Below are 23,885 nucleotides of genomic sequence, written 5' to 3'. Positions count from 1 at the left end.
CCTCCCCCAACCCCACCCCGGTCGTGTTTGGTAAGTCGGGTTCTAACCCTACTTACCACTCACGACCGTGTCAGGCTTTTACGACCGCGACCGTGACCTTGGTGCCGTCGCCGACCGTGCCGGCGAAGCCCTCGCCGGCCGGGCCGTGGGTCACCGACGTGGCGAGGGTCTCCGAGGCCAGGAACTCCTCGTGCGTCCGGGCCGCTTCGACGACCTCGGCGGGCGCGTCGACGGTCAGCGCGATCCGGTCGGCGACGTCGAGCCCGGCATCGCGACGCGCCTGCTGCACGACCCGGACCAGGTCGCGGACCAGGCCCTCGGCCGCCAGCTCCGGCGTGACCTCGGTGTCGATCAGGACCAGGCCGGAGCCGCCGGGCAGTTCCGCCGCCGCGCCGCCGCCCTTGGCGACCAGCCGGCGCTCGAACTCGCCCTCCTGCAGGGCGATCCCGGCCGCGACCACGGCGCCGCCCTGGAACGACCAGTCCCCCGCCTTGACGGCCTTGATCACCGTCTGGACGTCCTTGCCCAGGCGCGGGCCGGCGGCGCGGGCGTTCACCGCGACCTCGAACCCGCCGTGCGCGGCGACGTCGGTGGTCAGCTCGACCGCCTTGACGTTCACCTCGTCGCGCAGGATGTCGGCGAAGGCGCCCATCGTCTCCGCGTCCGAAGCCGCCACGACCAGCGACGACAGCGGCAGCCGCACGCGCAGCTTGTTCGCCTTCCGCAGCGACAGCGCCGACGACGCCACCTGCCGCACCCGGTCCATCGCGTGGACCAGCGCGGCGTCCGCGGGCAGGTCGTTGGCGTTCGGCCAGTCGGTCAGGTGCACCGAACGGCCGCCGGTGAGCCCGCGCCAGACGACCTCGGTGGTCAGCGGCAGCAGGGGCGCCGCGACCCGCGACGTCACCTCGAGCACGGTGTGCAGCGTGTCGATCGCGTCCTGGTCGCCCGCCCAGAAGCGGTCGCGCGAGCGGCGCACGTACCAGTTCGTCAGGACCTCGAGGAAGTCACGGACGGTCTGGCACGCGCCCGCGACGTCGTAGCTGTCCATCGCGTACTCGACGTCGGTGACCAGCTCGTGCGTCTTCGCCAGGACGTACCGGTCGAGCACGTTCGGCGAGTCCGTGCGCCACTTCCCTTCCACGCCTTCGGCGTTCGCGTACAGCGCGAGGAAGTAGTACGAGTTCCACAGCGGCAGCACGGCCTGGCGGACGGCGTCGCGGATGCCCTTGTCGGTGACGACGAGGTTGCCGCCGCGCAGGATCGGGCTCGCCATCAGGTACCAGCGCATGGCGTCGGAGCCGTCGCGCTCGAAGACTTCGTTGACGTCCGGGTAGTTGCGCAGCGACTTGGACATCTTCGCGCCGTCCGAGCCCAGCACGATGCCGTGCGAGACGCAGGTGCGGAACGCCGGCCGGTCGAACAGCGCGGTGGCCAGGACGTGCAGCAGGTAGAACCAGCCGCGGGTCTGCCCGATGTACTCGACGATGAAGTCGCTCGGGTAGTGGTGCTCGAACCACTCGGCGTTCTCGAACGGGTAGTGCACCTGGGCGTACGGCATCGAGCCCGAGTCGAACCAGACGTCGAGGACGTCCGGGACGCGGCGCATGGTGGACTGCCCCGTCGGGTCGTCGGGGTTCGGCCGGGTCAGCTCGTCGATGTAGGGCCGGTGCAGGTTGTCCAGCCGCACGCCGAAGTCCGCCTCGAGCTCGTCGAGCGAGCCGTAGACGTCGGTGCGCGGGTACTCGGGGTTGTCGGACTGCCACACCGGGATCGGCGTGCCGAAGTACCGGTTGCGGGAGATCGACCAGTCGATGGCGTTCTCCAGCCACTTCCCGAACTGGCCGTCCTTGACGTTCTCCGGGTACCAGGTGATCTGCTGGTTGAGCTCGACCATCCGGTCCTTGAACTGCGTCACCGCGACGAACCACGACGAAACCGCGCGGTAGATCAGCGGGTTCCGGCAGCGCCAGCAGTGCGGGTAGCTGTGGTCGTAGGTCTCGTGCCGCAGCAGCACGGCACCCTGCTGCGCCGCGGATCCCGTGCCGTTCTTGAGGTCCCGCACGATGTTCGGGTTGGCGTCGAAGACCTGCTGGCCCTCGTAGTCCGGCACGGTGGCGTCGAACTTGCCGTGCGCGTCGACCGGCGTCACCGGCGGGATGCCGGCGGCGTCGGTGACGAGCTTGTCGTCGGCACCGTAGGCGGGGGCGATGTGGACGATCCCGGTGCCGTCGTCGGTGGTGACGTAGTCGGCGGCCAGCACCTGGTGGGCGTTCTCGGTGCCGGTGAAGTACGGGAACGGTGGGGCGTAACGGGTTCCGAGCAGCTGGGTGCCGGTGTAGTGCGCGACGACCGTCGGCTCTTCGCCGAACTCCCGCGCGTACGCGGCAACGCGCGCTTCGGCGAGCAGGAACCGCTTGCCGTCGTGCTCGACGACGACGTACTGCACGTCCGGGTGCACCGCGGTGGCGAGGTTCGACGGCAGCGTCCACGGCGTCGTGGTCCAGATCAGCAGGTACGCACCGTCAAGGACGGCATTGTCGTTGTCTTGCATTCGGAAACCGACCGTGACGGCCGGGTCCTGGCGGTTGCGGTAGACGTCGGAGTCCATGCCCAGCTCGTGGTTGGACAGCGGCGTCGCGTCACGCCAGCAGTACGGCAGGACGCGGTAGCCCTCGTAGACGAGACCCTTATCCCACAGGCGTTTGAACGCCCACAGCACCGACTCCATGTAGGTGACGTCGAGGGTCTTGTAGTCGTTGTCGAAGTCGACCCAGCGCGCCTGGCGGGTGACGTACTCGCGCCACTCGTCGGTGTAGCGGAGGACGGACTCCTGCGAAGCCGCGTTGAACTTCGCGATGCCCATCTCTTCGATCTCGGACGTCTCGGTGATGCCGAGCTGACGCATGGCTTCGAGCTCGGCGGGCAGGCCGTGGGTGTCCCAGCCGAAGCGGCGCTCGACCTTGCGGCCCTTCATCGTCTGGTAGCGCGGCACCAGGTCCTTGACGTACCCGGTGAGCAGGTGGCCGTAGTGCGGCAGGCCGTTGGCGAAGGGCGGGCCGTCGTAGAAGACGTACTCGTTCTCGCCCTTTTCGCCCGCGGGGCGCGCGTCGATCGTCGCCTGGAAGGTCCGGTCGCTCTCCCAGTAGGCGAGGACCTGCTTCTCCAGGTCGGGGAACGACGGCTGCGACGGGACTCCTGCGCCGTCGCCGAGCTGGGCCTGGGGGTACATCCGGGTGCTCCTCGGTTCGTCTCTCGCGTACGGACGACCGGGCTCCCGGTCACCCACACGGGGACGAAACACTTTCAGCGCTCCGCGGTACCACCCCGCTTGCCCGGCAGGTGCTCCCGGGCCGCTCATTCGACGGCTGTCACGGGCCGCACCCGTCCGGTTCTACTGAGAGCGGTGACGCTCGGTTCTTCCGGAGGCTCCCCGGTGATGGCCGGATCGACGCCTGTTGCCTACCAGGTTAACCGGCCCGCGCAACCGGGTTGTCACGAGGGGCACGTACGGTCACGCCGATCGCGACCAGCCAGAGCGTGCCCGCGATCAGGCCCACCTCGTGCAGGCCGGTGACGAACGGGCCGTCCACGACCGCGCCCAGCACTGCCACCCCGAGCGCGCCGCCGGCCTGGCGGGCGGTGTTGGTGACGCCGCTCGCCACCCCCGCGCGATCGGGCGGGACGCCGGCGACCGCGGCCGCCACCACCGCCGGGGTCAGCAGGCCCATCCCGATGCCGAGCCCGAGCAGCGTCGGCAGCAGGGCCGGGTAGCCGCTGTTTTCGTTCACCAGCACCAGGTTCAGCATTCCGAGCGCGCCCAGGGCCAAGCCCGCCACCATGAGCGGGCGGGGGCCGGAGCGGCCGGTGAGCCGGCCCGCGACGGGAGCCAGCAGCGAGAGCGGGCCGAACAGCGGCAGCACCTCGAGCCCGGCTTCCAGCGGCGACGCGTGCCGGATGTTCTGCAGGTACAGCGTGAGCACGAGGATCGTGCCGATGCCGACGAAGTTCATCGTCGCCGCGACGAAGTTCGCCGACGCCGTTCGCCGGGCGACGGCCGGCGGCAGCATCGGGTGCGCCGACCGGTGTTCGACGACCAGGAACGCCCCCAGCAGGACGACCGCGAGCACCCCGGCGAGCACGTTCGCGTCGATGACCGCGTAAACCCCGGCGCCGAGCGCGGGCGCGGCCGTCGCGATGCCGGCGAAGTCGATCCGGCCCGGCCCGCGGTCGCCGCGCGGCAGGAGCCGGCGGGTCGCGACGGCGGCCGCCAGCACGATCGGGACGTTGAGCCAGAACACCGGCCGCCAGCCCGCCGCGGCGACGATCGCCCCGCCGAGGACCGGGCCCGCCGCCAGCGCCAGCGCCGACACCCCGGCCCAGATGCCGAGGGCTCGCGCGCGCTCGGCGCGTCCGGGGTGGGCGTTCGTGATCACGGCCAGCGTGCCCGGCAGCAGCAGCGCGGCACCCAGGCCCTGGCCGGCTCGCGCGGCGACGAGCCACGGCACCGACCCGGCGAGCGCGCACGCGGCCGATGCCGCGCCGAACAGCGCGAAGCCCGCGACGACCACCCGGCGGTGCCCGAAGACGTCACCGAGGGCCCCGCCGGTGAGCAGCAGGGCGGCCAGGACGACCGCGTAGCCGTCGATCACCCACTGCAGCGCGGCGAGGTCGGTGCCGATGCTGGGCAGGGCGACGTTGACGACCGTGACGTCCAGCTGGACCAGGAACATCCCGGCGCACATGGTGAGCAGCAGCATGCCCGCCAGTGGACCGCGCGGACACTTCCGGTTGCGTGGAAGCGTGCCGGGGGCACCCTGGAGGCGTGGAAGGTGACGCCGACATCGCCCGCACGGCCGCGCTGTTCGCGGACCCGGCGCGGGTCCGCGTGCTGCTCGCGCTCGCCGACGGCCGCGCGCTGGCGGCGTCGGTGCTGGCCGCCGAGGCCCGGTTGTCGGCGCAGGGCGTCAGCGCGCACCTGGCGAAGCTGCGGTCGGCGGGCTTGGTCGTCGCCGAGAAGTCGGGGCGGCACCGGTTCTACCGGCTGGCCGGCCCGGACACCGCGGAACTGCTGGAGACGCTGGCGCGGTGTTCGCCGTCCCAGCCGGTGACGTCGTTGCGCGAGGGGACGCGGGCGGAGGCGCTGCGGACGGCCCGGACGTGCTACGACCACCTCGCGGGCCGGCTCGGAGTGGCGGTCACGGCGGCGTTGCTGGCGCGCGGCGCTTTGGCCGGGCTCTCCGACACGCGGCGGCGGCCGGGCGACCGGCTTTCGGCTCCGCTGCACGAACACCCGTACACGCTGGGTCCGGCGGCCGCTCCGGTGTTCGGCGCGCTGGGCGTGGACCTGGACCTCGCCGCGGCGGGTCGCCGTCCCCTGCTGAAGTTCTGCCTGGATTGGAGCGAGCAGCGTCACCACCTGGCGGGCGCGCTGGGCGCGGCGGTGGCGACCCGCTTCCTCGACGCGGGCTGGGTGACGCCTCGCGCGCAGGCCCACCGCGCCCTCCGCCTCACCCCGGCAGGCACCCAAGCCCTGAAAACCCACCTGGGCCTCGCGGACCTCGCCGCCTGAAACCCGGAACTCGCGTGATCAGGGCCGTAACTCGCGTGATTGAGGCCGTGACTCGCGAGTTCCGGCTTCAATCACGCCGGTTCCGGCTTCGATCACGTGAGATCCGGCGGGCATCACGCGTGATTCGGGAGGCATCACGCGTGATTGGAGGGGCATCACGGCTCAGTGGTGGGCGGCGGCCAGGGTGGCGTTGGGGCGGCAGCGGTCGCAGGGGGTGAAGCCGAGCTGGCGGGCCTCGCCGACGCCGATCGGGATCGTGTCGCGGGGGCCGAGCCAGGGGCAGGTGCGGAGGTGGTAGCGGGGGTGCTCGTCGACCACCACGACCTCGTCCTCGAGGTCGGCCAGGATGGCGGCGTCTTCCTCCGGGGTTTCCTCGACGCCCGGCTCGGCATCGGCGCTCGTTTCGTCCTCGGCTGAAGCGTCCGCCGGGTCGGGCTCGGGCGTGTCGGCCGGGTCACCCAGGTCGCCGGAGGCCGGGATCAGGGTGGTCTGTTCTTCCTCGGGTTCCGGCGTGGCCGCTTCCGAGGCGGGCAACGCCTCGGGCTCTGCCCGCGCGGACAGAGCCCGAGCGGCCGGCGGTGCGGCGGATCGGCGACGGCGGCGCAGCCAGTCGGCGACCAGGATCAGCCCGGCCAGCACGGACAGGCCGATGGAAACCCACGCCCACAGCGAAGAGGCCGTGATCAGCGCGGTGACGAGCAACCCCAGAGCCGCCAGTACCAGGACCAGCACGATGTAAAGCACGCTGAATTACAACACGAACGACCCGGGAGCGGACCACGACCCGCCCACGGGTGGTACCGGATCGACTCCGAACCGTGGTCCACCCCGGAAGCGGGGTGGACCACACGGTCGGAGAACCTCAGCCGGCTTCGGCCCGCGGGCCGAAGGAGTACCCCTGCCCGCCGCTCGTCGAACCGGACGACTGCCCGGAGTTCGACGACGCCGACGCGGGCGCCGCGGAACCGCGGTCGTCGAGCTCGCGCAGCTGGGACTCGAGGAACCCGCGCAGCCTCGTGCGGTACTCCCGCTCGATCGTGCGCAGCTCTTCGATCTTCTTGCCCAGCCCGCTCTTCTCGGAGTTCAGGCTGTTCATCGTCTCGGTATACTTCCGCTGCGACTCGCGCTCCAGCGTGGTCGCCTTGTCACGCGCCTGACGCTCGAGCGTCTCGGCCCGGGTCCGCGCGTCGTTCAGCATCGTGTCGACGCGGGTGCGAGCCTCGTTCACCATCGAGTCGGACTTCGCCCGGGCATCCGAAAGCAGCTGCTCGGACTTGGTGCGGGCCTCGGCCAGCATCCCGTCGGACTCGGTCTTCGCCTCGGCGGTGAGCCGGTCGGCCATCTCCTGGGCCAGGCCCAGGACCTTGGCGGCCTGCACGTTCGGCTCGGTGCTGTCGCCGACCATCGAGTGCGCCTGGGTCTGCTCCATGGCCGACTGCGGCGGCGGCACCGGCGCCAGGCGCCGCGACGGCTCTTCGCGCATCGGGGGCGCGCCGACGTTCGCCTTGGCGTTCTCCAGCTCGCTACGGGTCGACTCGAGTTCCGCGTCGAGCTGTTCCATCTGCTGGCGCAGCTCGTTGTTGTCCTCGATCAACCGGGCCAGCTCGGTCTCCACCAGGTCGAGGAACGCGTCCACCTCGTCCTCGTTGTAGCCCCTCTTGCCGATGGGCGGCTTGCTGAACGCGACGTTATGCACGTCAGCGGGGGTCAACGACATCAGATCACCTCACGCACTCCATGGGCCTGCAGGGTCCACTCCAAGTCTCCCCGATCAACTTGAAGGAGTCGCCAGTTGCATCGCGAAGAACACAACCAACAGCAGCACCATAATCGACAAGTCCAGTCCGACGCCGCCGATCCGGACCATCGGAATGATCCTCCTGAACAAGCGGACCGGCGGGTCCGTCACTGTGTAGATGGTCTCGAGCGTGACCGCAACCCCTCCGGCCGGATGCCACTCACGCGCGAAGGTCCGGACGAGTTCGACCACGATCCGCGCCGTCAGCAGCAGCCAGAAGGCGAACAGCACGTACCAGACGACCAGCCACACAGCTTCCACATGCCTACTCTAACCGGGCGTCCTCTCCGAAGACGCAGTTGAGGGGGCCGACCCCGGATCGGGTCGGCAAAGTCACGTCTGCTTGCGCTCAGCGGTAACGCCGACTTCAGCCCCGCAAAAACAATCCGCCCTCGGCAATCCGCCGGCGGTCTTCCGCGGTGACGTCCACATCGGGCGGTGAGAGAAGGAACACCTTGTTGGTGACCTTGTCCATCGACCCTCTGAGCGCGAACGCCAGCCCGGCGGCGAAGTCGACAAGCCGCTTCGCGTCCGCGTTCTCCATCTCGGTGAGGTTCATGATCACCGGGATGCCCTCGCGGTAGTGCTCCCCGATCGCCCGCGCCTCCGCGTAACTGGTCGGGTGCAGCGTGGTGATGCGGCTCAGCGGATCACGCACCGGCTGGCGCACGACCGGCTCGACGACCGGTCGCAGGCGCGCCACCGGCTCCGGCTGGCGGTCCATGGCGAGCGCGCCGTGGACAGCGGGCTCGGAGCCGGCCACGGAGCGTGACCGGCTGCGGCTGACGGGCTCGTCGTACGTGTCGTCGACCTCGCGGTACCGTGAACGCGACGACCGCGGGGCCGGCTCCTCGTAGGAGTCGTAGTCGTCGTCGTAACCGCGCCGGTAGTCGTCCCCGTCGTCGTAGCCGTCGTCGTCTGCGGGCACCATCCCGAAGTAGGCCTTCAGCTTCTGCAGCGCGCTCATGCCTCTCCCTAGCCCTAGCCGCTCCCGCACTGACTTTCGATCTCCACGCCGTCAGTGCCCCGCGCGGGCGGACACGAAACGTGACGACCGCGCGAGCTCCCTACGGCGAGGCTAAACCGCGTCCACCGAGCAACGCGGTTCCGACACGCACACAGGTCGAGCCGTGCGTGATCGCCTGCTCGAGATCATGGCTCATCCCGGCCGACACGTCTGCGGCATTCGGGTGATCTTTGCGCAAGCCCTCCCCCGCGCGAGCGAGCCGCTCGAAGGCGGCCGCCGGGTCCACGCCCAGCGGCGCGACGGCCATCAGGCCGCGAAGCCGCAGCTCTTCGGACTGCGCGATGAGGTCGGCGAGCGCGCCGAGCTCGGTGAGCGGGCAGCCGCCGCGCTCGGGGTCGTCGTCGAGGCTGGCCTGGATCAGCACGTCGAGGGGTTCGTCACGTATCTGGGCGTCGCGAGCCGCACGCACGGCCTTGGCGAGGGCGTCGGCGAGCCGGGCGGAATCGACGGACTGCACCTCGTGGGCCCACCCGACCACCGAGCGCGCCTTGTTCCGCTGCAGCCGGCCGACCATGTGCCACCGCAGGCCCGGGACCTCGGCGGCCTTCGGGCCCGCCTCCTGGTCGCGGTTCTCGCCGACGTTCGTGACACCGAGCTCGGCCAGCAGCGCGACGTCGGAGGCGGGGAACGTCTTCGTGATCGCGATCAGCTTCACCTCGTCGCGGGCGCGCCCGGCAGCGCGGCACGCGGCGGCGATCCGCGCCTCGACCTCGCGCAGGTTCTCGGCCAGCTCGGCCTTGCGGGAGGTCATGCCTCGATCCAGGTGATCCCGGCGATCCGCCCGGTGGTCCCGTCGCGGCGGTAGCTGAACAGCGTCTTGTCCTCGTTCGTGCACCGCGGGTCGACACCGATCTTGCCGACGCCCAGGTCGGCGAGCTGCCGCCACAGCCCGGCGCGCAGGTCGAGCCCGGGGGTGCCCTTGCGGGTCTTGCAGGCAGTGCCGGGAACGTGTTTTTCGACGTCGGCGGCCATTTCGGCGGGAACTTCGTAGCAGTCGCCGCAGATGGCCGGGCCGAGCAGCGCCTCGATGCGCCCGACCTCGGCACCGGCCGACTGCATGGCCTTGATCGCCGCCGGGACGACGCCGACGCGCGTGCCCACCCGGCCCGCGTGCACCGCGGAGACCACCCCGGCCTCGGCGTCGGCCAGCAGGATCGGGACGCAGTCGGCGACCAGCACCACGAGCGCGACGCCCGGGGTCGCGGTCACCAGGGCGTCGGTCGCCTCAGCCGCGGCGGTTTCCGAGCCGTCGACGATGGTCGCCGTCCGGCCGTGGACCTGCTCCATCCAGGCCAGCTTGTCCTCGGCCAGGCCCAGCTCGGACGCGAGCCGCTTGCGGTTGGCGTAGACGTTCCCCTCGTCGTCGCCGACGTGGTCCCCCAGGTTGAAGGTGTCGTAGGGCGGCCGTGACGCGCCGCCCGCCCTGGTCGTGACCACTCGCCGAACCCGCATGCTCCCCATCCTCCCAAACGCGGTGAAGGCCACCTCGAGGATCTCGAGGTGGCCTTCACGAACAGCTGATCAGCGCCGCATGAACGGCGGGACGTCGACCTCGTCGTCCGACGGGTCGTCGTGCACCGGCATCGCGCGCCCGGGCAGGCTGCCCTGGGTCGCGTTGGAGCCGAGCGGCGAGTAGCCGCGCGAACCGCCGCCGGGCTGCGGGAGCCCGCCGGCCGGCTGGTTGCCGCCGGCCGAGGGCAGCGGCGAGTGCGACCGCGGCGGCGCCACCGGGTAGCCGGAGCTGCCCGCGGACGGCACCGGGGTGGCGCCCGACGGTGGCGTCGGCGGGTTCGAGACCTGCCCGGCCGCGGCCGACGCCGTGGTGGCGGAGCCGCGCGAGCCGGAACCGAACGTCGACGGGTCCAGCTTCTTGTGCGTCGGCGCGCCGGCGTCGAACCCGGCGGCGATCACCGTGACGCGGACCTCGTCGCCGAGGGAGTCGTCGATGATCGTGCCGAAGATGATGTTGGCGTCCGGGTGCGCGGACTCCTGCACCAGCGACGCGGCCTCGTTGATCTCGAACAGGCCCAGGTCGGAGCCGCCCGCGATGGACAGCAGCGCGCCGTGGGCGCCGTCCATCGAGGCTTCCAGCAGCGGCGAGTTGATCGCCTTCTCCGCGGCCTGGATGGCCCGGCCTTCACCGCGCGCGGAGCCGATGCCCATCAGCGCGGAGCCCGCGCCGGACATGACGCTCTTGACGTCGGCGAAGTCGAGGTTGATCAGGCCCGGGGTGGTGATCAGGTCGGTGATGCCCTGCACACCCGAGAGCAGCACCTCGTCCGCCGAGCGGAACGCGTCCATCAGCGAGACGCCGATGTCGCCGAGCTGCAGCAGCCGGTCGTTCGGGATCACGATGAGCGTGTCGCACTCGTTGCGCAGCGCCTGGATGCCCTCTTCGGCCTGCTTGCCGCGGCGCTTGCCCTCGAAGGTGAACGGGCGGGTCACCACGCCGATGGTCAGCGCGCCCAGCTTGCGGGCGATCTGCGCGACGACCGGCGCACCGCCGGTGCCGGTGCCGCCGCCCTCGCCCGCGGTCACGAACACCATGTCGGCGCCCTTGATGACCTCTTCGATCTCTTCGCGGTGGTCTTCGGCGGCCTTCTGGCCGACCTCGGGGGCGGCGCCCGCGCCGAGGCCGCGGGTCAGCTCGCGGCCGATGTCCAGCTTGACGTCGGCGTCGGACATGAGCAGTGCTTGCGCGTCGGTGTTCACCGCGATGAACTCGACACCCTTGAGGCCGACCTCGATCATGCGGTTCACGGCGTTCACGCCGCCACCGCCGATGCCGACCACCTTGATCACCGCAAGGTAGTTGTGCGGGGGCGTCATCGAAGTCCGCCTTCCTGATCGTTGTGCCCGTACAGCCCGCCGGCCGAAGATCGAACCCTCGACCTCAACCCCAGATCGAGAGTTATGTCAACCGCCGACGTTAGGCAGGACGGTAGGCACCAGGCAGGCTCTAATCCAGTAGGCACGCCGTGTGTCGCAAAGGTGTTTTGCCACAACACGTTCGGGCGCGCAAGAGCGACGGGCCGCGAGCACCCCTTCGGCCCGATCTGGTATAGCGCCGGATCAGGCGGGCGCGGGCATGCTCATGAGCACTTCCGTGGGCGCTCCGGTGGCCGATCCACCGGGCGGTTCGATGCTCACCGCGACCTTGTCGGCCCGTCCGACGCCGTCGGCGACGACCAGGCCGCCCTGGTCCGCGGCCGCGATCACGCCGGCCGAGCGCGGCGCGTCCTTGCCGGTGATCAGCCAGGCTTCGTAGACCTTCCCGCCCGGCTGCGACGGCAGGCCCGCGTCCATCACCATCACCCGGTTCAGCGACCGCGACACCACGACCGTGACGCCGCCGCCGATCGGCGCCTCGCCGTGAGCGGTCTTGGCGTCGGGGGCCGCGAGCAGCGCCGCGACCGGCGCGAACTGCTGTTTCGCCTGGTCGAGCCGGCTTTGGGCGGTCTGCAGCTCCTGCTGCTGGGTCAGCGCGATCCCGCCGAAGACCCCGCCCGCGGCGAGCCCGACGACGGCGGCCGCGGCGGCCACGACGACCGCCCAGCGCGGGGCGCGCGCCGAGCGGCGGTGCCGGTCGGGCGCGCCGGGCCGGGTGCGCGGCGGGAGCTGGCGGGTGGCGTGCATGGCGGTCATGACGCGGTCCTTGAAGTACGGCGGCGGCTCCTCGGCCATCGCCGCGCCCAGCCGGGCCGCGGTCGCCCGCAGCTCGGCGACCTCCTGCGTGCACGAGTCGCACTGCTCGAGGTGCCGGGCGAACTCGGCGCGTTCGACGTCGTTGACGGCGTCGAGCGCGAAGGCGCCGGCCAGGGTGTGCATCTCCGGCGTGCTCAAGCGGTCACCCCCAGGCAGTCCCGCAGGCGGATCAGCCCGTCCCGCAGCCGCGTCTTGATGGTTCCCTGCGGCGTCGACAGCACTTCGGCCACCTCGCGATACGTATAGCCCTGGTAGTAGGCGAGCAGCACGGACTCGCGCTGCAGGTCGGTCAGGAAGGACAGGCACCGGCGCACCTGGGAGCGTTCGAGCCGTGCGGTGACGGACTCGGCGACCTCGTCGAACGGACGGCCGCGGGCGGCCTCGAAGGTCGCCTTCTGCTCGCGTTCGGTGCTCGCGCGCGCCGAGCGCACGCGGTCGACGGCGCGGCGGTGCGCCAGCGTCATCGCCCAGTTCAGCGCCGAGCCCTTGTCGGGGGCGTACCGCGTCGCGGTGCGCCACAGCTCGACGAGCACCTCCTGGGCGACTTCTTCGGACTGGGCCGCGTCCCGCACGATCCGCCGCACCAGACCGTAGATCGGCCCGGCGAACTGGTCGTAGAGCAGCTCGAAGGCCCGCTCGTCGCCCTTGGCGACGCGGACCATGAGCTCCTCGGCGCTCGGGCCGGCCGGGGTTTCGGAGGGCACCGGCGCCATGTGGCGCGGGCGGGCCGGCTCATCCATGCAGCTGTCCTCCGGCGTTCTGCGGGGTGCGCGGCACGACCGCGGCCTTCCGCAGCCACAGGGCGACGCCGTGGCGGCGGATCAGCGCGGACACCCGCTGCGGGAGCAGCGGCCGGGCCAGCACGAGCCGGGCCAGCCACCGCGGGTTCACCGGGCGGCGAACTCCCCGCAGCGTAGCGACCAGCGGGGTCGAGGTCCCGCGGCGCAACGCCACGGTGAGGTCGAGCAGGGCCTCCGGGCGCGGCAGGCGCATCCGGTACTCGCCGTCCATCTCCTGGAACGGCGAGACGTAGAACTCCTTGGCCGCGCGGGCCAGGCCGGCCTCGTCCGGGTGCAGCAGGTAGGCGTGGCGGCCGCCGTAGGTGTTGTGCACCTCGGCGACGACGCACGCCAGCCGGCCGTCCGGCTCGTGGCACCAGTAGACGCTGATCGGGTTGAACACGTACCCGAGCACGCGGGCGGCGGCCAGCATCACGACCCGCCCGCCGCGCAGGTCGACGCCGCGCTCGGCGAGCCAGGCGTCCAGCTTTTCCCGGATGCCGCGCGGGTCCGAGGCCACGAAGTGGTCCCGGACGTCGAACCGGGCGAAGGGCCGCAGCCACCACGGCAGCCGCGGGAGGTCGGCCAGGTCGACGCGCCACAGGTAGACGCGGTGGGCGAAGGCGTGCGGCGGGTCGATCCGCCGCACGTGCGCGACCGTGGCGTCGTAGAGCGCGTTCGTCACCACGTCACCCCCAGGCTTTCCGCGGCACGCGCGCCCGAGGAGCAGCCGTCCTCGTGGAAGCCCCAGCCGTGGTAGGCGCCGGCGAAGGCGAGCACGCCGTCGTTGAGCTCGGGCAGCCGTCGTTGCGCGGCAACGGAATCCGGCGTGTAGACCGGGTGCTCGTAGCGCATCCGCGCGACGACGTGCTCCTGGCCGGGGCCGTCGCCGGGGTTGAGCGTGACGACGTACCCGGTCGGCTCGTCGAGCCGCATCAGGCGGTTCATGTCGTAGCTGACCTGGACCGCGCCGGTGGGCGCGCCGCAGACGGGCGCGCGGTAGTTCCACCCGGCCCTGGCGTCGGCCAGCGCCGGCAGCACGCTCGTGTCGGTGTGCAGCCAGGCCTCGTTTTCGGAGTACCGGAACGCCCCCAGCACCTCGCGCTCGGCGGCCGTCGGGTTGGCCAGCAGGGCGAGGGCCTGGTCGGCGTGCGTGGCGACGACGACCTTGTCGACGTGGTGCGGGGTGTCGGCGTCGTCGCGGATCTCGACGCCGCTGCCGGTCCGCAGCACCGAGCGCACCGGCGTCGACAGGTGCACGGCCGTCAGCTGCTTGGCCGCGAGCTCGACGTACTCGCGCGAGCCGCCCACGACGGTTCGCCAGGCCGGTGAGTTCTTGACGGTGAGCATGCCGTGGTTGCGGAGGAACTCGAACAGGTACCGCGCCGGGTACCGCAGGGTGTCGGCGCGGTCGGCCGACCACACCGTGGACACCAGCGGCAGCATGAAGTGGTCGACGAAGTAGCGGGTGTAGCCGCCGATGGCGAGGAACGCGCCGAGCGTGACGTCGCCGGCGTCCGGCGCCGCCAGCAGCCGCTTCGCGTGCCGGTGGAACCGCTTCACCTCGGTCAGCATCCGCAGGTAGCGGCCGCGGACGGCGTTGCCGCGCTGGGCGAACAGCCCGGCCACGCCCTTGGCGCCGGCGTACTGCAGGCCGCAGCCGTCGCAGCGGATGCTCATCGACATCTCGGTGTCGCGCGTGGCCACCCCCAGCTCGCCGAACAGCTTCAGCAGGGTCGGGTAGGTGCGCTCGTTGTGGACGATGAAGCCGGAGTCCACGCCGATCGTGCCGCCGTGGGTGCTCGGCACGTCGTGCGTGTGCGCGTGCCCGCCCAGGCGGTCGTCGGCCTCGAACAGCAGAACTTCGTACTTGCGTTGCAGCAGGTATGCCGCGGTCAGGCCGGCCACCCCGCTGCCGATGACGCCGATGCGTTCTCCCGTGATCTCCACACCGGTCCTTCGGGACCGCGGCCCGGCCGGATTGCCGCACCGGCCGACCAATCCACCGGGGCGGGGAGAGCGAATCCCCGGCATGCCGCACACCACCGCGCACCGCCTTGCCTCGTTCACGGAAAAACTCCTCGGCGGGCCGCTGCCCGTCGGCCTGCGGACCTGGGACGGAACCCGCGCCGGCCCGGAAAACGCGCCGACCATCGTGCTCCGCAACCGCCGTGCACTGCGCCGCCTGTTGTACGCGCCCGGCGAGCTGGGGCTCGCGCGCGCCTACGTGACCGGCGACCTCGACGTCGAAGGAGACCTGGCGGACGGCTTCCGCCGGATCTGGGCGCTGACCCGCGCGGGTGCGCTGAACCGGGTCGAGCTGGGGCCGCGCGAGTGGGCGGAGGCCGTCCGGCTGGCCGCCCGGCTCGGCGTCGCCGGGCTGCCGCCGAAGCCGCCCGCCGAAGAGGCGCGGCTGTCCGGGAAGCTGCACAGCCTGCTGCGCGACCGCTCCGCCATCGCCCACCACTACGACCTGAGCAACGCCTTCTACCAGCTGCTGATGGACGAGTCGATGGCGTACTCGTGCGCGTACTTCACCTCCGAGTCCCAAAGCCTCGAACAGGCGCAGCACGACAAGCTGGAGCTGATCTGCCGCAAGCTGGGGCTGCGGCCGGGCATGCGGCTGCTGGACGTCGGCTGCGGCTGGGGCTCGCTGCTCGTCCACGCGGCCAAGCACCACGGCGTCGAGGCCGTCGGCATCACGCTCTCGGCCGAGCAGCTGCAGCACATCCGGGGGCGGCTCGCCCAGCACGACCTCGAAGACCGCGTCGAGGTGCGCCGCCAGGACTACCGGGAGCTGCCGGACGGGCCGTTCGACGCGGTCGCGTCGATCGAGATGGGCGAGCACGTCGGCGAGGTCAACTACCCGGCGTACGCGGCGACGCTGCACCGCATGGTGAAGCCGGGCGGGCGCGTGCTGCTGCAGCAGATGTCCCGCGGGAACGTCGCGCCCGGCGGCGGCGCGTTCATCGAGCGGTACATCGCGCCCGACATGACCATGCGCCCGGTCGGCCGGACCATCGACCACCTGGAGACCGCGGGCCTCGAGGTCCGGGACGTGCACGCGCTGCGCGAGCACTACGTCTGGACGGTCCGGGCCTGGGCCGCCACCCTGGAGGAGAACTGGGCCGACGTCGTCGCGCTCATCGGCGAGACGGGCGCGCGGGTCTGGCGGCTGTACCTGGTGGGCGGGGCGCTGGCGTTCGAGGAGAACCGGATGGGTGTGGACCAGATCCTGGCCGTGCGGCCCGACCTCCACGGCCGGAGCGGTATGCCGGCGACTCGGGAGTGGTGACGATGCCGCAGCTGCTCGTCACGGCCGCCGTCACGCTCGTGGCGGTGGCCGTGACCTTCGGGATCGCGCGGGCACGCAAGCGCTACGACACGATCGACACGTTCTGGGGGCTCGGGTTCGCGATCGTCGCGGTCACCGCCTTCCCCTTCGGCGACGGGCCGCTCTGGCTGCGGCTGGTGGTGGTCCTCCTGACCGTCGTCTGGGGCGTGCGGCTTTCGGTGCACCTGCACCTGCGCAACCACAAGCTGCCGGAGGACCCGAGGTACGCGCGGATGGGCCACGGGCCGGCGAAGATGTTCCTCCGCGTGTACCTGTTCCAGGCCGTGGTGCTGTACTTCGTTTCGCTGCCGGTGCAGTTCGCCGTGGACGGCACCGGGATCGGCGTGCTCGGCTGGCTCGGCATCGCGGTGTGGCTGGTCGGGTTCGCGTTCGAGACGATCGGCGACGACCAGCTGCGCCGGTTCAAGGCCGACCCGGCCAACCGCGGCCGCGTCCTGGACACGGGGCTGTGGCGCTACACGCGGCACCCGAACTACTTCGGCGACGCGTGCGTCTGGTGGGGCCTCTACCTGCTGGCCTGCTCGACGTGGCCGGGCGCGGCGACGATCCTCTCCCCCGTCGCGATGACCTTCACCCTGGCCCGCGGGACGGGGAAACCGTTGCTGGAGAAGGGCATGGCCCGCACGCGCCCGGCGTACGCGCACTACGTCGAGCGGACCAGCGGCTTCTTCCCGCTGCCGCCGAAGAAGGTCACTCCCCGGTGAGGCCGTCGGTCAGCTCGCGCAGGACGTCGAGGTGGCCGACGTGCCGCGCGGTCTCCTCGATCATGTGCGCGACGACCCAGCGGACGTTGAAGGTCTCGTCCTTGTGCGTCACTTCGTCGTCCAGGCCGTGCTTCGCCACGATCTCGCGGCTGCGGGCGCACTGCTTCTCGTAGTCCGCGAGGAGCTGCTCGACCGACGTCCCGGGTGGGATCCGGAACTCCGCGTCCGGGTCCTGCTCGAGCTTCTCCTCCCAGGTGTCCTCTTCGCCGTCGACGACCACGCCGAACCAGAACCACTCGTTGAGCGTGAGGTGGGCGACCAGGCCGGCGACGGTCGTCAGCTCACTCGGCAGGTGCACCTGGCGGGCCTGGGCTTCGGTGAGGCCGCCGGACTTCCAGGCGACCGTCGCGCGGTGGTAGTCGAGCAGGCCGGTGAGGATTTCGCGCTCGCCGCCGGTGAGCGGCACCTCGGGGCGCTTCGGTCGTTCGGTCATGATCGGGACTCTGCCAGAGGGGTCCGACACTCCCGATACCTTGCGCACGATGTAATCGTGGGCTAGGTTTGCGGACGTGCCGGACGAGTTCCTTCTTGACGAGCAAGCCTGCTTCGCGCTCTACGCGGCGTCGCGCGCGGTGACGGACGCGTACCGTCCCCTGCTCGGCGAGCTGGACCTCACCTACCCGCAGTACCTGGTGCTGCTGGTGCTGTGGGAGTCCGACGCCCGGCCGGTCAAGGAGATCGGCGAGGCGCTGCACCTGGACTACGGCACGCTTTCCCCGCTGCTCAAGCGCCTGGAAGCCAACGGGCTGGTGACGCGGACGCGACTGCCCGCGGACGAACGCACGGTGGTGGTCAGCCTGACCGAGCAGGGCCGGGCGGTGCGCACGCGCGCCGCCGGCGTCCCCTCGGCGATCGGCTGCGCACTGGGCCTCGAGGACGACGAGCGGCGGGAACTGATCACCACCCTGCGGCGGCTGACGGCGTCGGCCGCCGCTTATTCAGCCGAGCACTGAACCATCCCGAAACCGAGGAGGCTTTATGCCCAGCCGTGACGCCACCACCCACTGGGTCGGCGGACTGAACAGCGGGAAGGGCGAGGTCACGCTGGACTCGTCCAACGCGGGCACGTTCGCGGTCTCGTTCCCGACCCGCGCGGGCAACCCGGACGGCCAGACGAGCCCCGAGGAGCTCATCGCGGCGGCGCACTCGTCCTGCCTGGCGATGAACCTGTCGGGCGTGCTGGAGTCCCACAAGCTCACGGCGGACTCGATCGACGTGAGCGCGGAGGTGACCCTCGGCCCGGCGGCGGGCGGCGGGTTCGAGATCAGCGGCATCGCGATCACCCTGCGCGCCTCGATCCCGGGCGTGACGGCGGAGCAGTTCGCGGAGTACGCGGAGACGGCGGAGAAGACCTGCCCGGTGTCGAAGGCCCTCGCGGGCACGACGATCACCATGGACGCGGCGCTGGCCTGACAGCCCTTCGGACGACCCTTCGCCCTGCGCGGCGAGGGGCCGTCCGCTCGGGCTTCAGCCGAACGCCGCCAGGGCGAGCGGCTCCCACTTGCGCCAGCCGTCCAGCCGGTCCTGGTACTCGGCTTCGACCGCCGCGAACGACTTGCCGAAGAACATGCGGTGCGGCGGGTTCTCCGTGTCCGCCAGCTCCAGCATCGGCTCGCGGGTCGCCCGGGGGTCGCCGAGGTCCCACTCGATCCGCGTCGCCTCGCGGACCGCGTCGTAGTCCGGGTGCGGGTCGCTCTGCCGGACGCTGCCGCCCCCGAAGTCCGTCCGGTACGGGCCGGGCTCCAGGCAGATCACGTCGATCCCGAAGGCCGCCACCTCCTGCCGCAGGGACTCCGAAAGCCCTTCCACGGCCCACTTCGACGCGTGGTAGGCGCCGATGCCCGGGAACGCGCGGATGCCGCCCTCGCTGGTGACCTGGATGATCCGGCCCCGCCCCTGCCGTCGCATGATCGGCAGGGCCGCCTGGGTCAGCCAGAGGGCGCCGAAGAAGTTCGTCTCGAGTTCCGCGCGGACCTCCGCCTCGATCAGCTCCTCGACCATCCCGAAGTGCCCGTACCCGGCGTTGTTGACCAGCACGTCCAGTGCACCGAACTCCGCCGCCGCGCGGCCGACCACCTCGACGGCCGCGGCCCGGTCGGTGACGTCCAGCCGCAGCGGCAGCACGGCGTCGCCGTACCGCTCGACCAGCGGCTTCAGGCTTTCGACGTCCCGCGCGGTGGCCGCGACCCGGTCGCCGCGGGCGAGCGCCGCTTCGGTCCACTCGCGGCCGAAGCCCTTGGACGTGCCGGTGATGAACCAGTTCTTCGCCACGACCTGCCTCCATTCCTACGTTGCAAGCTAACAGTAGCATGGAGTGCATTAATAGGCTGGATGGTAAGGTAGCGGGCATGATCGCGACCGACGGGCGCCGTGAGCGCAAGAAGGCCCAGACCCGCGCCCGCATCCAGGACGCGGCCTTGGACCTGTTCGCGAGCCAGGGCTACCGCGAGACGACGATCGCGCAGATCGCCGAGCGGGCCGACGTCGCGACCCGCACGGTCACGCTGCACTTCCCGGCCAAGGACGACCTGCTCTTCGCCGACGACCCGTTCACCCCGGAGTCCCTCCGGGCGTGGCTGAGCAGCCGCAAGCCGAAGAGCACCCTCGACGCGGTCCGCGAGTGGATGCACGCGACCATGCGCGCCCTCGACGAGCGCGACCGGGAGTCCGGGGCCGATCCCGCGCACCTCTGGCAGCGCCGCGCCCTCCGCGCCGATCTCCTGATGGCCGACGACGACCTCCGCGGCCGCGCCCGGGCCGGCTACCGCGACCTCGAGGTGCTGATCGCCGCGGCCATCGGCGACGACCTCGGCCGGCCGGCGGACGCCCTGCTCCCCCGGCTCACGGCCGTCACCGTGGTCACCGGCCTCCGGGAGATCTACGTGACCCGCGAAGGCCGGGCCCGGACGGCGGCGAGCGAGCTGGCCGGCCTGGTCGACGAAGTGCTCGCCTTCGCCGAGGCAGGCCTCCGCGGCGCGTGACACCCCGGCCCCCGCGCCACGAGCGTCGCGGGTCAGGGCGCGGTGACACGACGAGCACAGCGCCCCGATCACCGCGTCCGCGATAAACCGATCGGTTTTCAAACCGCGTGGCCCGGGTTAACCTCGCGGGATGACCACCGACGCGAAACCCACCTCCCGGGAGCGGCTGCTCGAAGCCGCGGCCGCGCTCACCTACCGGGACGGGGTCGGCATCGGGGTCGAGGCGCTGTGCAAGGCCGCCGGCGTGTCGAAGCGCTCCCTCTACCAGCTGTTCGAAAGCAAGGACGAGCTCCTCGCGGCGAGCCTGAAGGAGGGCGCGGGCGCCTTCGTCGCCGGCCTGCTGCCCCCGGCCGACGACCACCGCGGGCCGCGCGAGCGGATCATGCACGTCTTCGCGCAACTGGCCGCCCAGGCGGCCGCACCGGGGTTCCACGGCTGCCGCTACCTGGCCGCGCAGATCGAGCTCAAGGACCAGCGCCACCCCGCCAGCCGCGTGGCGCGGCGGATCAAGCGGAACCTGCTGGGCTTCTTCCGCCGGCAGGCCGAGCAGGGCGGGGCCGCCGACCCCGACCTGCTGGCCCGCCAGCTCCTGGTGGTCTTCGACGGCGCCAGCGCCCGGGCCGGGATCGGCGTCGACGACCTGAAGGGGCTCGTCGTCCCGACCGTGACCACCCTGCTCGACGCGGCGGGCCTGCGCTGACGCCGGTCACTCCGGCGGCGCCCAGCCGCCGGTGACCTCCTTGACCGGCTTGTGCGGGAACCGGCGCTCCGCGTACTCCTGCGCGCGGGACCCCGGCAGGACGTACAGCGTTTCCCGCTTGTCCTGCAGCGGCCGCAGCACGGTCTTCAGGAATCCCTTGCGGTCCTCCAGGTACGGGCCGAGGACGTCCTCGCCCGCGGGGCAGACGGCCAGGCAGTAGCCCGACTTGTAGCCGGGCGGCGAACTCAGGCTCTGCCACATCGAGGCGCTTTCGGCCGCGGAGACGCGGGAGCGGTAGTCGGCCGCGTCTTCGCTGTCGGCCACGGTCTGCGCCCAGTCGGTGAACCCGCTCATGAACTCGCGGTAGTTGTGCGTGGTGCAGGCCAGGCCGTCGAACTGCCCGTCCTTCGCGATGGCGCCGACCGGGCAGGCGGTCACGCACAACTTGCAGTCGATGCAGGGGTTGTAGTCCAGCGCCTGCCCGTACTCGCTCACCTCCGCGTCCACCAGCACGGTGGCCAGCAGCACGAAGCTGCCGAACTTCGGGTGGATGACGTTGCGGTGCAGGCCCATCACCCCGAGCCCGGCGGCGACCGCGACCGTCTTGTGCGCCACCACCCAGATCCGGTCCGTGCCGAAGCGGTCCATCTCCTGCGGGAAGCCGACCGACGGGTTGATCGCGTGGTGGCCGGCGTCCTGCAGCGCCTGGACCACGCCGCGAGCGGCGTGGTTGGCCTGCTCGTCGGCCTGGTGGAACTCCTGGTTGGCCACGCTGCGCGCCGGGGAGCGGCAGTTGTCGCGGTTCATCCGGAACGCCATCGCGACCAGGCTGCGGGTACCGGGAAGCGCGTTCAGCACGTACTCGCGTTCACCGGCCAGGTCGGGGTGGTCCAGGCTCACCGCGGCCAAGTCGTCCGCGCCGGCCGCCAGGCACAGCGCACGCAGCCACGCCGCATCGATCACCGGCGGCGGCCCCGCGGCCCGGCGCCGGGCGAGCACCGCTCGCACCGACGGGTGTGCCGCGAGTTTCGCCGGCAACGCGGGATCTTCTCCGGCATGGTGCGCGTCAGTCATCGAGACTCCTCGGAAGCGGCTCCTGTAAACCGATCGGTTTCCCACCGTAGCATCGGGTCTTGGCAAGGGAAACCGATCGGTTTACAGTGAGCGAAACCGATCGGTTTCCGATCATCCGTCCACGAGGGAGCCGACGCGATGCCCGACGCAGAACCACAGCCCACGATCCACGTCCCCGGCGCGACCGGCCACGTCCTGGCCGCGCGCGGAAGCCACGAGGGAACGCTGCGGTACCTCAAGGCGGGCACCGGCGCTCCCCTGGTCCTGCTGCACACCGTGCGCACGCAGGCCGAGCACTTCCGCGCCCTCGTCCCCTTGGTCGCCGACCGGTTCACGGTGTACGCCCTCGACCTCCCGGGGATGGGCTACTCCGGGATCGTGCCCGGTGCGTCGTACGAGGAACCGGCGATGCGCGCGGGTGTGGAACGGCTGCTCACCGAACTCGACCTCGCCGACGTCACGCTGCTGGGCGAATCCATGGGCGCGGTGCTCGCCCTGACCACCGCCGCCGAGCTGCCGGACCGGGTCCGGCGCGTCGTCGCGGTGAACGCCTACGACTTCCGCGGCGGCATCGCGCGGTCCGGCCTCCTCGCCCGCGCGGTGGTCACCGGCGTCCTCGCGCCCGGCGTCGGGCCGGTGATCGCCGGAGTGGAACCCAAGGCCGTTCTCCGCCGGATCCTGCGCGGCGGGCTCGGCGACAAAAGCGCCCTGCGGGAGGACTATCTGGAGGAGCTCCTCCAGGTGGGCCGCCGCCCCGGCTACCCCGCCGTGGCCCGCGGGGTCTACCGGAACCTGCCGAGCCTCATCGCGGCCCGCGCGCGCTACGCGGCGGTCAAGGCGCCCGTCCACCTGGTCTACGGCGAGCACGACTGGTCCCGGCCGTCGGACCGGCAGGCCGACCGCGACCTCCTGCCGGACGCCGGGTTCACCCAGGTGCCCGGAGCGGGTCACTTCCTCGCCCTCGAACGCCCCGACGTGCTCGCCGGACTGCTGACCACGGCCGAATGATCGAATCGGTTCGATCATCACCTGCCCCGGTGAACGCACGTCGAGCTGCTTGCACATCCCCGATGAGTACTCTACGTTCGGATATCGTCGATGCGGTTCGACGAAGAGTGACGGGTCGCCGTCTCTGGGGGGCAGTCGAGAACGCCATGCGCAAACGCGGTCACCACCAGCACGCCGGGGTCCGGCTCACCGCCGGCCGCCGGACGAACGTCCTGGCCTTGGTCGTCCCGCTGCGCGCCGGCACCCACGACGTCGTCGTGCGGGAGTTCGTGGCCGCCGCGATCTCCGCGGCCGGCGCCCGGGACCACGCCCTGCTCCTGGTCACCGCCGAAGAGGGTCCCGCCGCGCTGCGCCGGGCGGTGTCCTCGTCCGCCGCCGACGGTGTCGTGGTGATGGACGTCGAAGCGGCCGACGCGCGGGTGCCGGTGCTGCTCGGGCTGGGCCGGCCGGCCCTGCTGATCGGTGTGCCCGACGCCCCGCGCGGGCTCGGCTGCCTCGACCTCGACTTCGCCGCGGCCGGGGCCCTCTGCTTCGGCCACCTCGCCGGCCTCGGGCACGAGCACGTCGCCCTGATCGGCGCCACGCCGGCGACGTACCGGCGAGGCAGCAGCGCCGCCACCCGGCTCGCCCAGGGCTTCACGGCGGAAGCCGCCCGCCGGGGCCTCCGCGCGACGACGCTGGCCTGGAGCGACACCCACTGGCGGACGCTCCGCGGCCTCGACGCGCTCTTCACCCGCTGTCCGGAGGTCACCGGTCTCGTCGTGCACAACGAAACGGCGCTGCCCGCGGTGCTGGCGGCCCTGCGGCACCGCGGCCTGCGGGTGCCCGAGGACGTCTCGCTCGTCGCGGTCTGCCCGGAAAGCCTGACCGCGCACAGCCTGCTGGAGCTGACCTGCGTGGCGATCCCGGCGCGGGAGCTCGGTGCGCTGGCCGTCGAGACGGTCATCGGGCAGCTCGACGACGGCACCGCGGCCGGCACCCGGCTCCTCGCCCCGAAGCTGGCCGCCCGCGCCAGCACCGCGCCGCCGCGCCTGCCCTGACCGCCGCCGCCGCCGCCGCCGAATAGCTTCCACCCCATTTGCCACTGCCGGTATTCCGGTGATCAATTATCGGCGGTTGGTT

Annotated in this window: 25 protein-coding genes; 9 read left to right on the top strand and 16 right to left on the bottom strand. The window is 71.8% G+C overall.

The features are described from left to right. Nucleotides 1–70 precede the first annotated feature (70 nt). Nucleotides 71–3,232 (bottom strand): isoleucine--tRNA ligase, encoded by a 3,162-nt coding sequence (gene ileS / locus ACWED2_RS21545; protein WP_449692251.1) that lies wholly within the window; start codon nucleotides 3,230–3,232, stop codon nucleotides 71–73. Between the two features lie 238 nt (nucleotides 3,233–3,470). Further along, on the bottom strand, nucleotides 3,471–4,760 hold the full coding sequence (locus ACWED2_RS21540; protein WP_449692250.1) for an MFS transporter: 1,290 nt from the start codon (nucleotides 4,758–4,760) through the stop codon (nucleotides 3,471–3,473). A 65-nt stretch (nucleotides 4,761–4,825) separates the two neighbouring features. Between ACWED2_RS21540 and ACWED2_RS21535 the strand changes: the two genes are divergently transcribed. Then, nucleotides 4,826–5,572, top strand: coding sequence for an ArsR/SmtB family transcription factor (locus ACWED2_RS21535; RefSeq protein WP_449692249.1), 747 nt, complete (start codon nucleotides 4,826–4,828; stop codon nucleotides 5,570–5,572). 162 nt (nucleotides 5,573–5,734) lie between these two features. Here ACWED2_RS21535 and ACWED2_RS21530 read toward each other — a convergent pair whose 3' ends face one another. The 11 genes from ACWED2_RS21530 to ACWED2_RS21480 all read right to left on the bottom strand — a co-directional run bounded on the left by ACWED2_RS21530 (nucleotide 5,735) and on the right by ACWED2_RS21480 (nucleotide 14,831). Beyond that, nucleotides 5,735–6,316, bottom strand: coding sequence for a hypothetical protein (locus ACWED2_RS21530; protein ID WP_449692248.1), 582 nt, complete (start codon nucleotides 6,314–6,316; stop codon nucleotides 5,735–5,737). A 118-nt stretch (nucleotides 6,317–6,434) separates the two neighbouring features. Beyond that, the gene (gene wag31 / locus ACWED2_RS21525) at nucleotides 6,435–7,289 is read right to left on the bottom strand and encodes a DivIVA-like cell division protein Wag31 (RefSeq protein ID WP_086845971.1); all 855 of its coding nucleotides are present in this window, start codon (nucleotides 7,287–7,289) and stop codon (nucleotides 6,435–6,437) included. A gap of 54 nt (nucleotides 7,290–7,343) precedes the next feature. Next, a complete protein-coding gene (locus tag ACWED2_RS21520) occupies nucleotides 7,344–7,622 on the bottom strand; it encodes a YggT family protein (protein WP_176178304.1) in 279 nt (92 codons plus the stop codon). 115 nt (nucleotides 7,623–7,737) lie between these two features. After that, complete coding sequence (locus ACWED2_RS21515) at nucleotides 7,738–8,337, bottom strand: cell division protein SepF (protein ID WP_449692247.1); 600 nt, start codon at nucleotides 8,335–8,337, stop codon at nucleotides 7,738–7,740. Nucleotides 8,338–8,437: 100 nt separating this feature from the next. Further along, on the bottom strand, nucleotides 8,438–9,148 hold the full coding sequence (locus ACWED2_RS21510; protein ID WP_449692246.1) for a YggS family pyridoxal phosphate-dependent enzyme: 711 nt from the start codon (nucleotides 9,146–9,148) through the stop codon (nucleotides 8,438–8,440). Then, nucleotides 9,145–9,849 (bottom strand): peptidoglycan editing factor PgeF, encoded by a 705-nt coding sequence (gene pgeF, locus ACWED2_RS21505; RefSeq protein ID WP_449692245.1) that lies wholly within the window; start codon nucleotides 9,847–9,849, stop codon nucleotides 9,145–9,147. Before pgeF ends, ACWED2_RS21510 begins: the two co-directional genes overlap by 4 nt. A gap of 69 nt (nucleotides 9,850–9,918) precedes the next feature. Then, nucleotides 9,919–11,226 (bottom strand): cell division protein FtsZ, encoded by a 1,308-nt coding sequence (gene ftsZ / locus ACWED2_RS21500; protein WP_449692244.1) that lies wholly within the window; start codon nucleotides 11,224–11,226, stop codon nucleotides 9,919–9,921. A 243-nt stretch (nucleotides 11,227–11,469) separates the two neighbouring features. Continuing rightward, nucleotides 11,470–12,240: an anti-sigma factor gene (locus ACWED2_RS21495; protein WP_449692243.1), complete on the bottom strand. Its 771-nt coding sequence runs from the start codon at nucleotides 12,238–12,240 to the stop codon at nucleotides 11,470–11,472. Then, on the bottom strand, nucleotides 12,237–12,842 hold the full coding sequence (sigK, locus tag ACWED2_RS21490) for an ECF RNA polymerase sigma factor SigK (RefSeq protein WP_449692242.1): 606 nt from the start codon (nucleotides 12,840–12,842) through the stop codon (nucleotides 12,237–12,239). The genes ACWED2_RS21495 and sigK overlap by 4 nt, the downstream gene beginning before the upstream one ends. Continuing rightward, entirely contained in the window at nucleotides 12,835–13,569 is a 735-nt protein-coding gene (locus tag ACWED2_RS21485; protein WP_449692241.1) for a DUF1365 domain-containing protein, read from the bottom strand. Before ACWED2_RS21485 ends, sigK begins: the two co-directional genes overlap by 8 nt. Continuing rightward, nucleotides 13,563–14,831, bottom strand: a complete 1,269-nt coding sequence (locus tag ACWED2_RS21480; protein WP_449692240.1) for an NAD(P)/FAD-dependent oxidoreductase — start codon at nucleotides 14,829–14,831, stop codon at nucleotides 13,563–13,565. Before ACWED2_RS21480 ends, ACWED2_RS21485 begins: the two co-directional genes overlap by 7 nt. Before the next feature lie 82 nt (nucleotides 14,832–14,913). Between ACWED2_RS21480 and ACWED2_RS21475 the strand changes: the two genes are divergently transcribed. Together ACWED2_RS21475 and ACWED2_RS21470 are read left to right on the top strand one after the other, a co-directional pair. Continuing rightward, nucleotides 14,914–16,176: a class I SAM-dependent methyltransferase gene (locus ACWED2_RS21475; RefSeq protein ID WP_449692239.1), complete on the top strand. Its 1,263-nt coding sequence runs from the start codon at nucleotides 14,914–14,916 to the stop codon at nucleotides 16,174–16,176. Nucleotides 16,177–16,178: 2 nt separating this feature from the next. Continuing rightward, nucleotides 16,179–16,940: a DUF1295 domain-containing protein gene (locus ACWED2_RS21470; protein WP_449692238.1), complete on the top strand. Its 762-nt coding sequence runs from the start codon at nucleotides 16,179–16,181 to the stop codon at nucleotides 16,938–16,940. Here ACWED2_RS21470 and ACWED2_RS21465 read toward each other — a convergent pair. After that, nucleotides 16,927–17,433 carry a DinB family protein gene (locus ACWED2_RS21465; RefSeq protein ID WP_449692237.1) on the bottom strand — a complete coding sequence of 169 codons (507 nt, stop codon included), beginning with the start codon at nucleotides 17,431–17,433 and terminating at the stop codon, nucleotides 16,927–16,929. The genes ACWED2_RS21470 and ACWED2_RS21465 overlap by 14 nt on opposite strands. 76 nt (nucleotides 17,434–17,509) lie before the next feature. On the opposite strand from ACWED2_RS21465, the gene ACWED2_RS21460 reads away from it, so the two are divergent. Together ACWED2_RS21460 and ACWED2_RS21455 are read left to right on the top strand one after the other, a co-directional pair. Then, a complete protein-coding gene (locus ACWED2_RS21460; RefSeq protein WP_449692236.1) occupies nucleotides 17,510–17,953 on the top strand; it encodes a MarR family winged helix-turn-helix transcriptional regulator in 444 nt (147 codons plus the stop codon). A gap of 25 nt (nucleotides 17,954–17,978) precedes the next feature. After that, nucleotides 17,979–18,413 (top strand): OsmC family peroxiredoxin, encoded by a 435-nt coding sequence (locus ACWED2_RS21455; RefSeq protein WP_043788152.1) that lies wholly within the window; start codon nucleotides 17,979–17,981, stop codon nucleotides 18,411–18,413. Nucleotides 18,414–18,467: 54 nt separating this feature from the next. Here ACWED2_RS21455 and ACWED2_RS21450 read toward each other — a convergent pair whose 3' ends face one another. Next, on the bottom strand, nucleotides 18,468–19,271 hold the full coding sequence (locus ACWED2_RS21450) for an SDR family NAD(P)-dependent oxidoreductase (RefSeq protein ID WP_449692235.1): 804 nt from the start codon (nucleotides 19,269–19,271) through the stop codon (nucleotides 18,468–18,470). Nucleotides 19,272–19,348: 77 nt separating this feature from the next. Between ACWED2_RS21450 and ACWED2_RS21445 the strand changes: the two genes are divergently transcribed. Beyond that, nucleotides 19,349–19,981 carry a TetR/AcrR family transcriptional regulator gene (locus ACWED2_RS21445; protein ID WP_449692234.1) on the top strand — a complete coding sequence of 211 codons (633 nt, stop codon included), beginning with the start codon at nucleotides 19,349–19,351 and terminating at the stop codon, nucleotides 19,979–19,981. A gap of 130 nt (nucleotides 19,982–20,111) precedes the next feature. Continuing rightward, complete coding sequence (locus ACWED2_RS21440; protein WP_449692233.1) at nucleotides 20,112–20,681, top strand: TetR/AcrR family transcriptional regulator; 570 nt, start codon at nucleotides 20,112–20,114, stop codon at nucleotides 20,679–20,681. A gap of 6 nt (nucleotides 20,682–20,687) precedes the next feature. On the opposite strand, the gene ACWED2_RS21435 is transcribed toward ACWED2_RS21440, so the two are convergent. Beyond that, nucleotides 20,688–21,755 carry a 4Fe-4S binding protein gene (locus tag ACWED2_RS21435; RefSeq protein WP_449692232.1) on the bottom strand — a complete coding sequence of 356 codons (1,068 nt, stop codon included), beginning with the start codon at nucleotides 21,753–21,755 and terminating at the stop codon, nucleotides 20,688–20,690. Nucleotides 21,756–21,893: 138 nt separating this feature from the next. Between ACWED2_RS21435 and ACWED2_RS21430 the strand changes: the two genes are divergently transcribed. Both ACWED2_RS21430 and ACWED2_RS21425 read left to right on the top strand, forming a co-directional pair. Next, the gene (locus tag ACWED2_RS21430; RefSeq protein ID WP_449692231.1) at nucleotides 21,894–22,763 is read left to right on the top strand and encodes an alpha/beta fold hydrolase; all 870 of its coding nucleotides are present in this window, start codon (nucleotides 21,894–21,896) and stop codon (nucleotides 22,761–22,763) included. A gap of 146 nt (nucleotides 22,764–22,909) precedes the next feature. Continuing rightward, a complete protein-coding gene (locus ACWED2_RS21425; RefSeq protein ID WP_449692230.1) occupies nucleotides 22,910–23,803 on the top strand; it encodes a LacI family DNA-binding transcriptional regulator in 894 nt (297 codons plus the stop codon). Nucleotides 23,804–23,885: the final 82 nt, after the last annotated feature.

The sequence above is a fragment of the Amycolatopsis sp. NPDC005003 genome (assembly GCF_053600695.1).
The sequence above is the reverse complement of the archived record's forward strand: the minus strand, read 5'-3'. Positions and strand labels throughout refer to the sequence as shown.

Excerpts from the sequence above, each read along its gene's own strand:
- ACWED2_RS21430 (WP_449692231.1), top strand. The coding sequence starts at position 21,894 with ATGCCCGACGCAGAACCACAGCCCACGATCCACGTCCCCGGCGCGACC.
- ACWED2_RS21435 (WP_449692232.1), bottom strand. The coding sequence starts at position 21,755 with ATGACTGACGCGCACCATGCCGGAGAAGATCCCGCGTTGCCGGCGAAA.
- ACWED2_RS21445 (WP_449692234.1), top strand. The coding sequence starts at position 19,349 with ATGATCGCGACCGACGGGCGCCGTGAGCGCAAGAAGGCCCAGACCCGC.
- ACWED2_RS21440 (WP_449692233.1), top strand. The coding sequence starts at position 20,112 with ATGACCACCGACGCGAAACCCACCTCCCGGGAGCGGCTGCTCGAAGCC.
- ACWED2_RS21510 (WP_449692246.1), bottom strand. The coding sequence starts at position 9,148 with ATGACCTCCCGCAAGGCCGAGCTGGCCGAGAACCTGCGCGAGGTCGAG.
- wag31 (WP_086845971.1), bottom strand. The coding sequence starts at position 7,289 with ATGTCGTTGACCCCCGCTGACGTGCATAACGTCGCGTTCAGCAAGCCG.
- ileS (WP_449692251.1), bottom strand. The coding sequence starts at position 3,232 with ATGTACCCCCAGGCCCAGCTCGGCGACGGCGCAGGAGTCCCGTCGCAG.
- ACWED2_RS21515 (WP_449692247.1), bottom strand. The coding sequence starts at position 8,337 with ATGAGCGCGCTGCAGAAGCTGAAGGCCTACTTCGGGATGGTGCCCGCA.
- pgeF (WP_449692245.1), bottom strand. The coding sequence starts at position 9,849 with ATGCGGGTTCGGCGAGTGGTCACGACCAGGGCGGGCGGCGCGTCACGG.
- ACWED2_RS21470 (WP_449692238.1), top strand. The coding sequence starts at position 16,179 with ATGCCGCAGCTGCTCGTCACGGCCGCCGTCACGCTCGTGGCGGTGGCC.
- ACWED2_RS21465 (WP_449692237.1), bottom strand. The coding sequence starts at position 17,433 with ATGACCGAACGACCGAAGCGCCCCGAGGTGCCGCTCACCGGCGGCGAG.
- ACWED2_RS21425 (WP_449692230.1), top strand. The coding sequence starts at position 22,910 with ATGCGCAAACGCGGTCACCACCAGCACGCCGGGGTCCGGCTCACCGCC.
- ftsZ (WP_449692244.1), bottom strand. The coding sequence starts at position 11,226 with ATGACGCCCCCGCACAACTACCTTGCGGTGATCAAGGTGGTCGGCATC.
- ACWED2_RS21475 (WP_449692239.1), top strand. The coding sequence starts at position 14,914 with ATGCCGCACACCACCGCGCACCGCCTTGCCTCGTTCACGGAAAAACTC.
- sigK (WP_449692242.1), bottom strand. The coding sequence starts at position 12,842 with ATGGATGAGCCGGCCCGCCCGCGCCACATGGCGCCGGTGCCCTCCGAA.
- ACWED2_RS21540 (WP_449692250.1), bottom strand. The coding sequence starts at position 4,760 with ATGCTGCTGCTCACCATGTGCGCCGGGATGTTCCTGGTCCAGCTGGAC.
- ACWED2_RS21455 (WP_043788152.1), top strand. The coding sequence starts at position 17,979 with ATGCCCAGCCGTGACGCCACCACCCACTGGGTCGGCGGACTGAACAGC.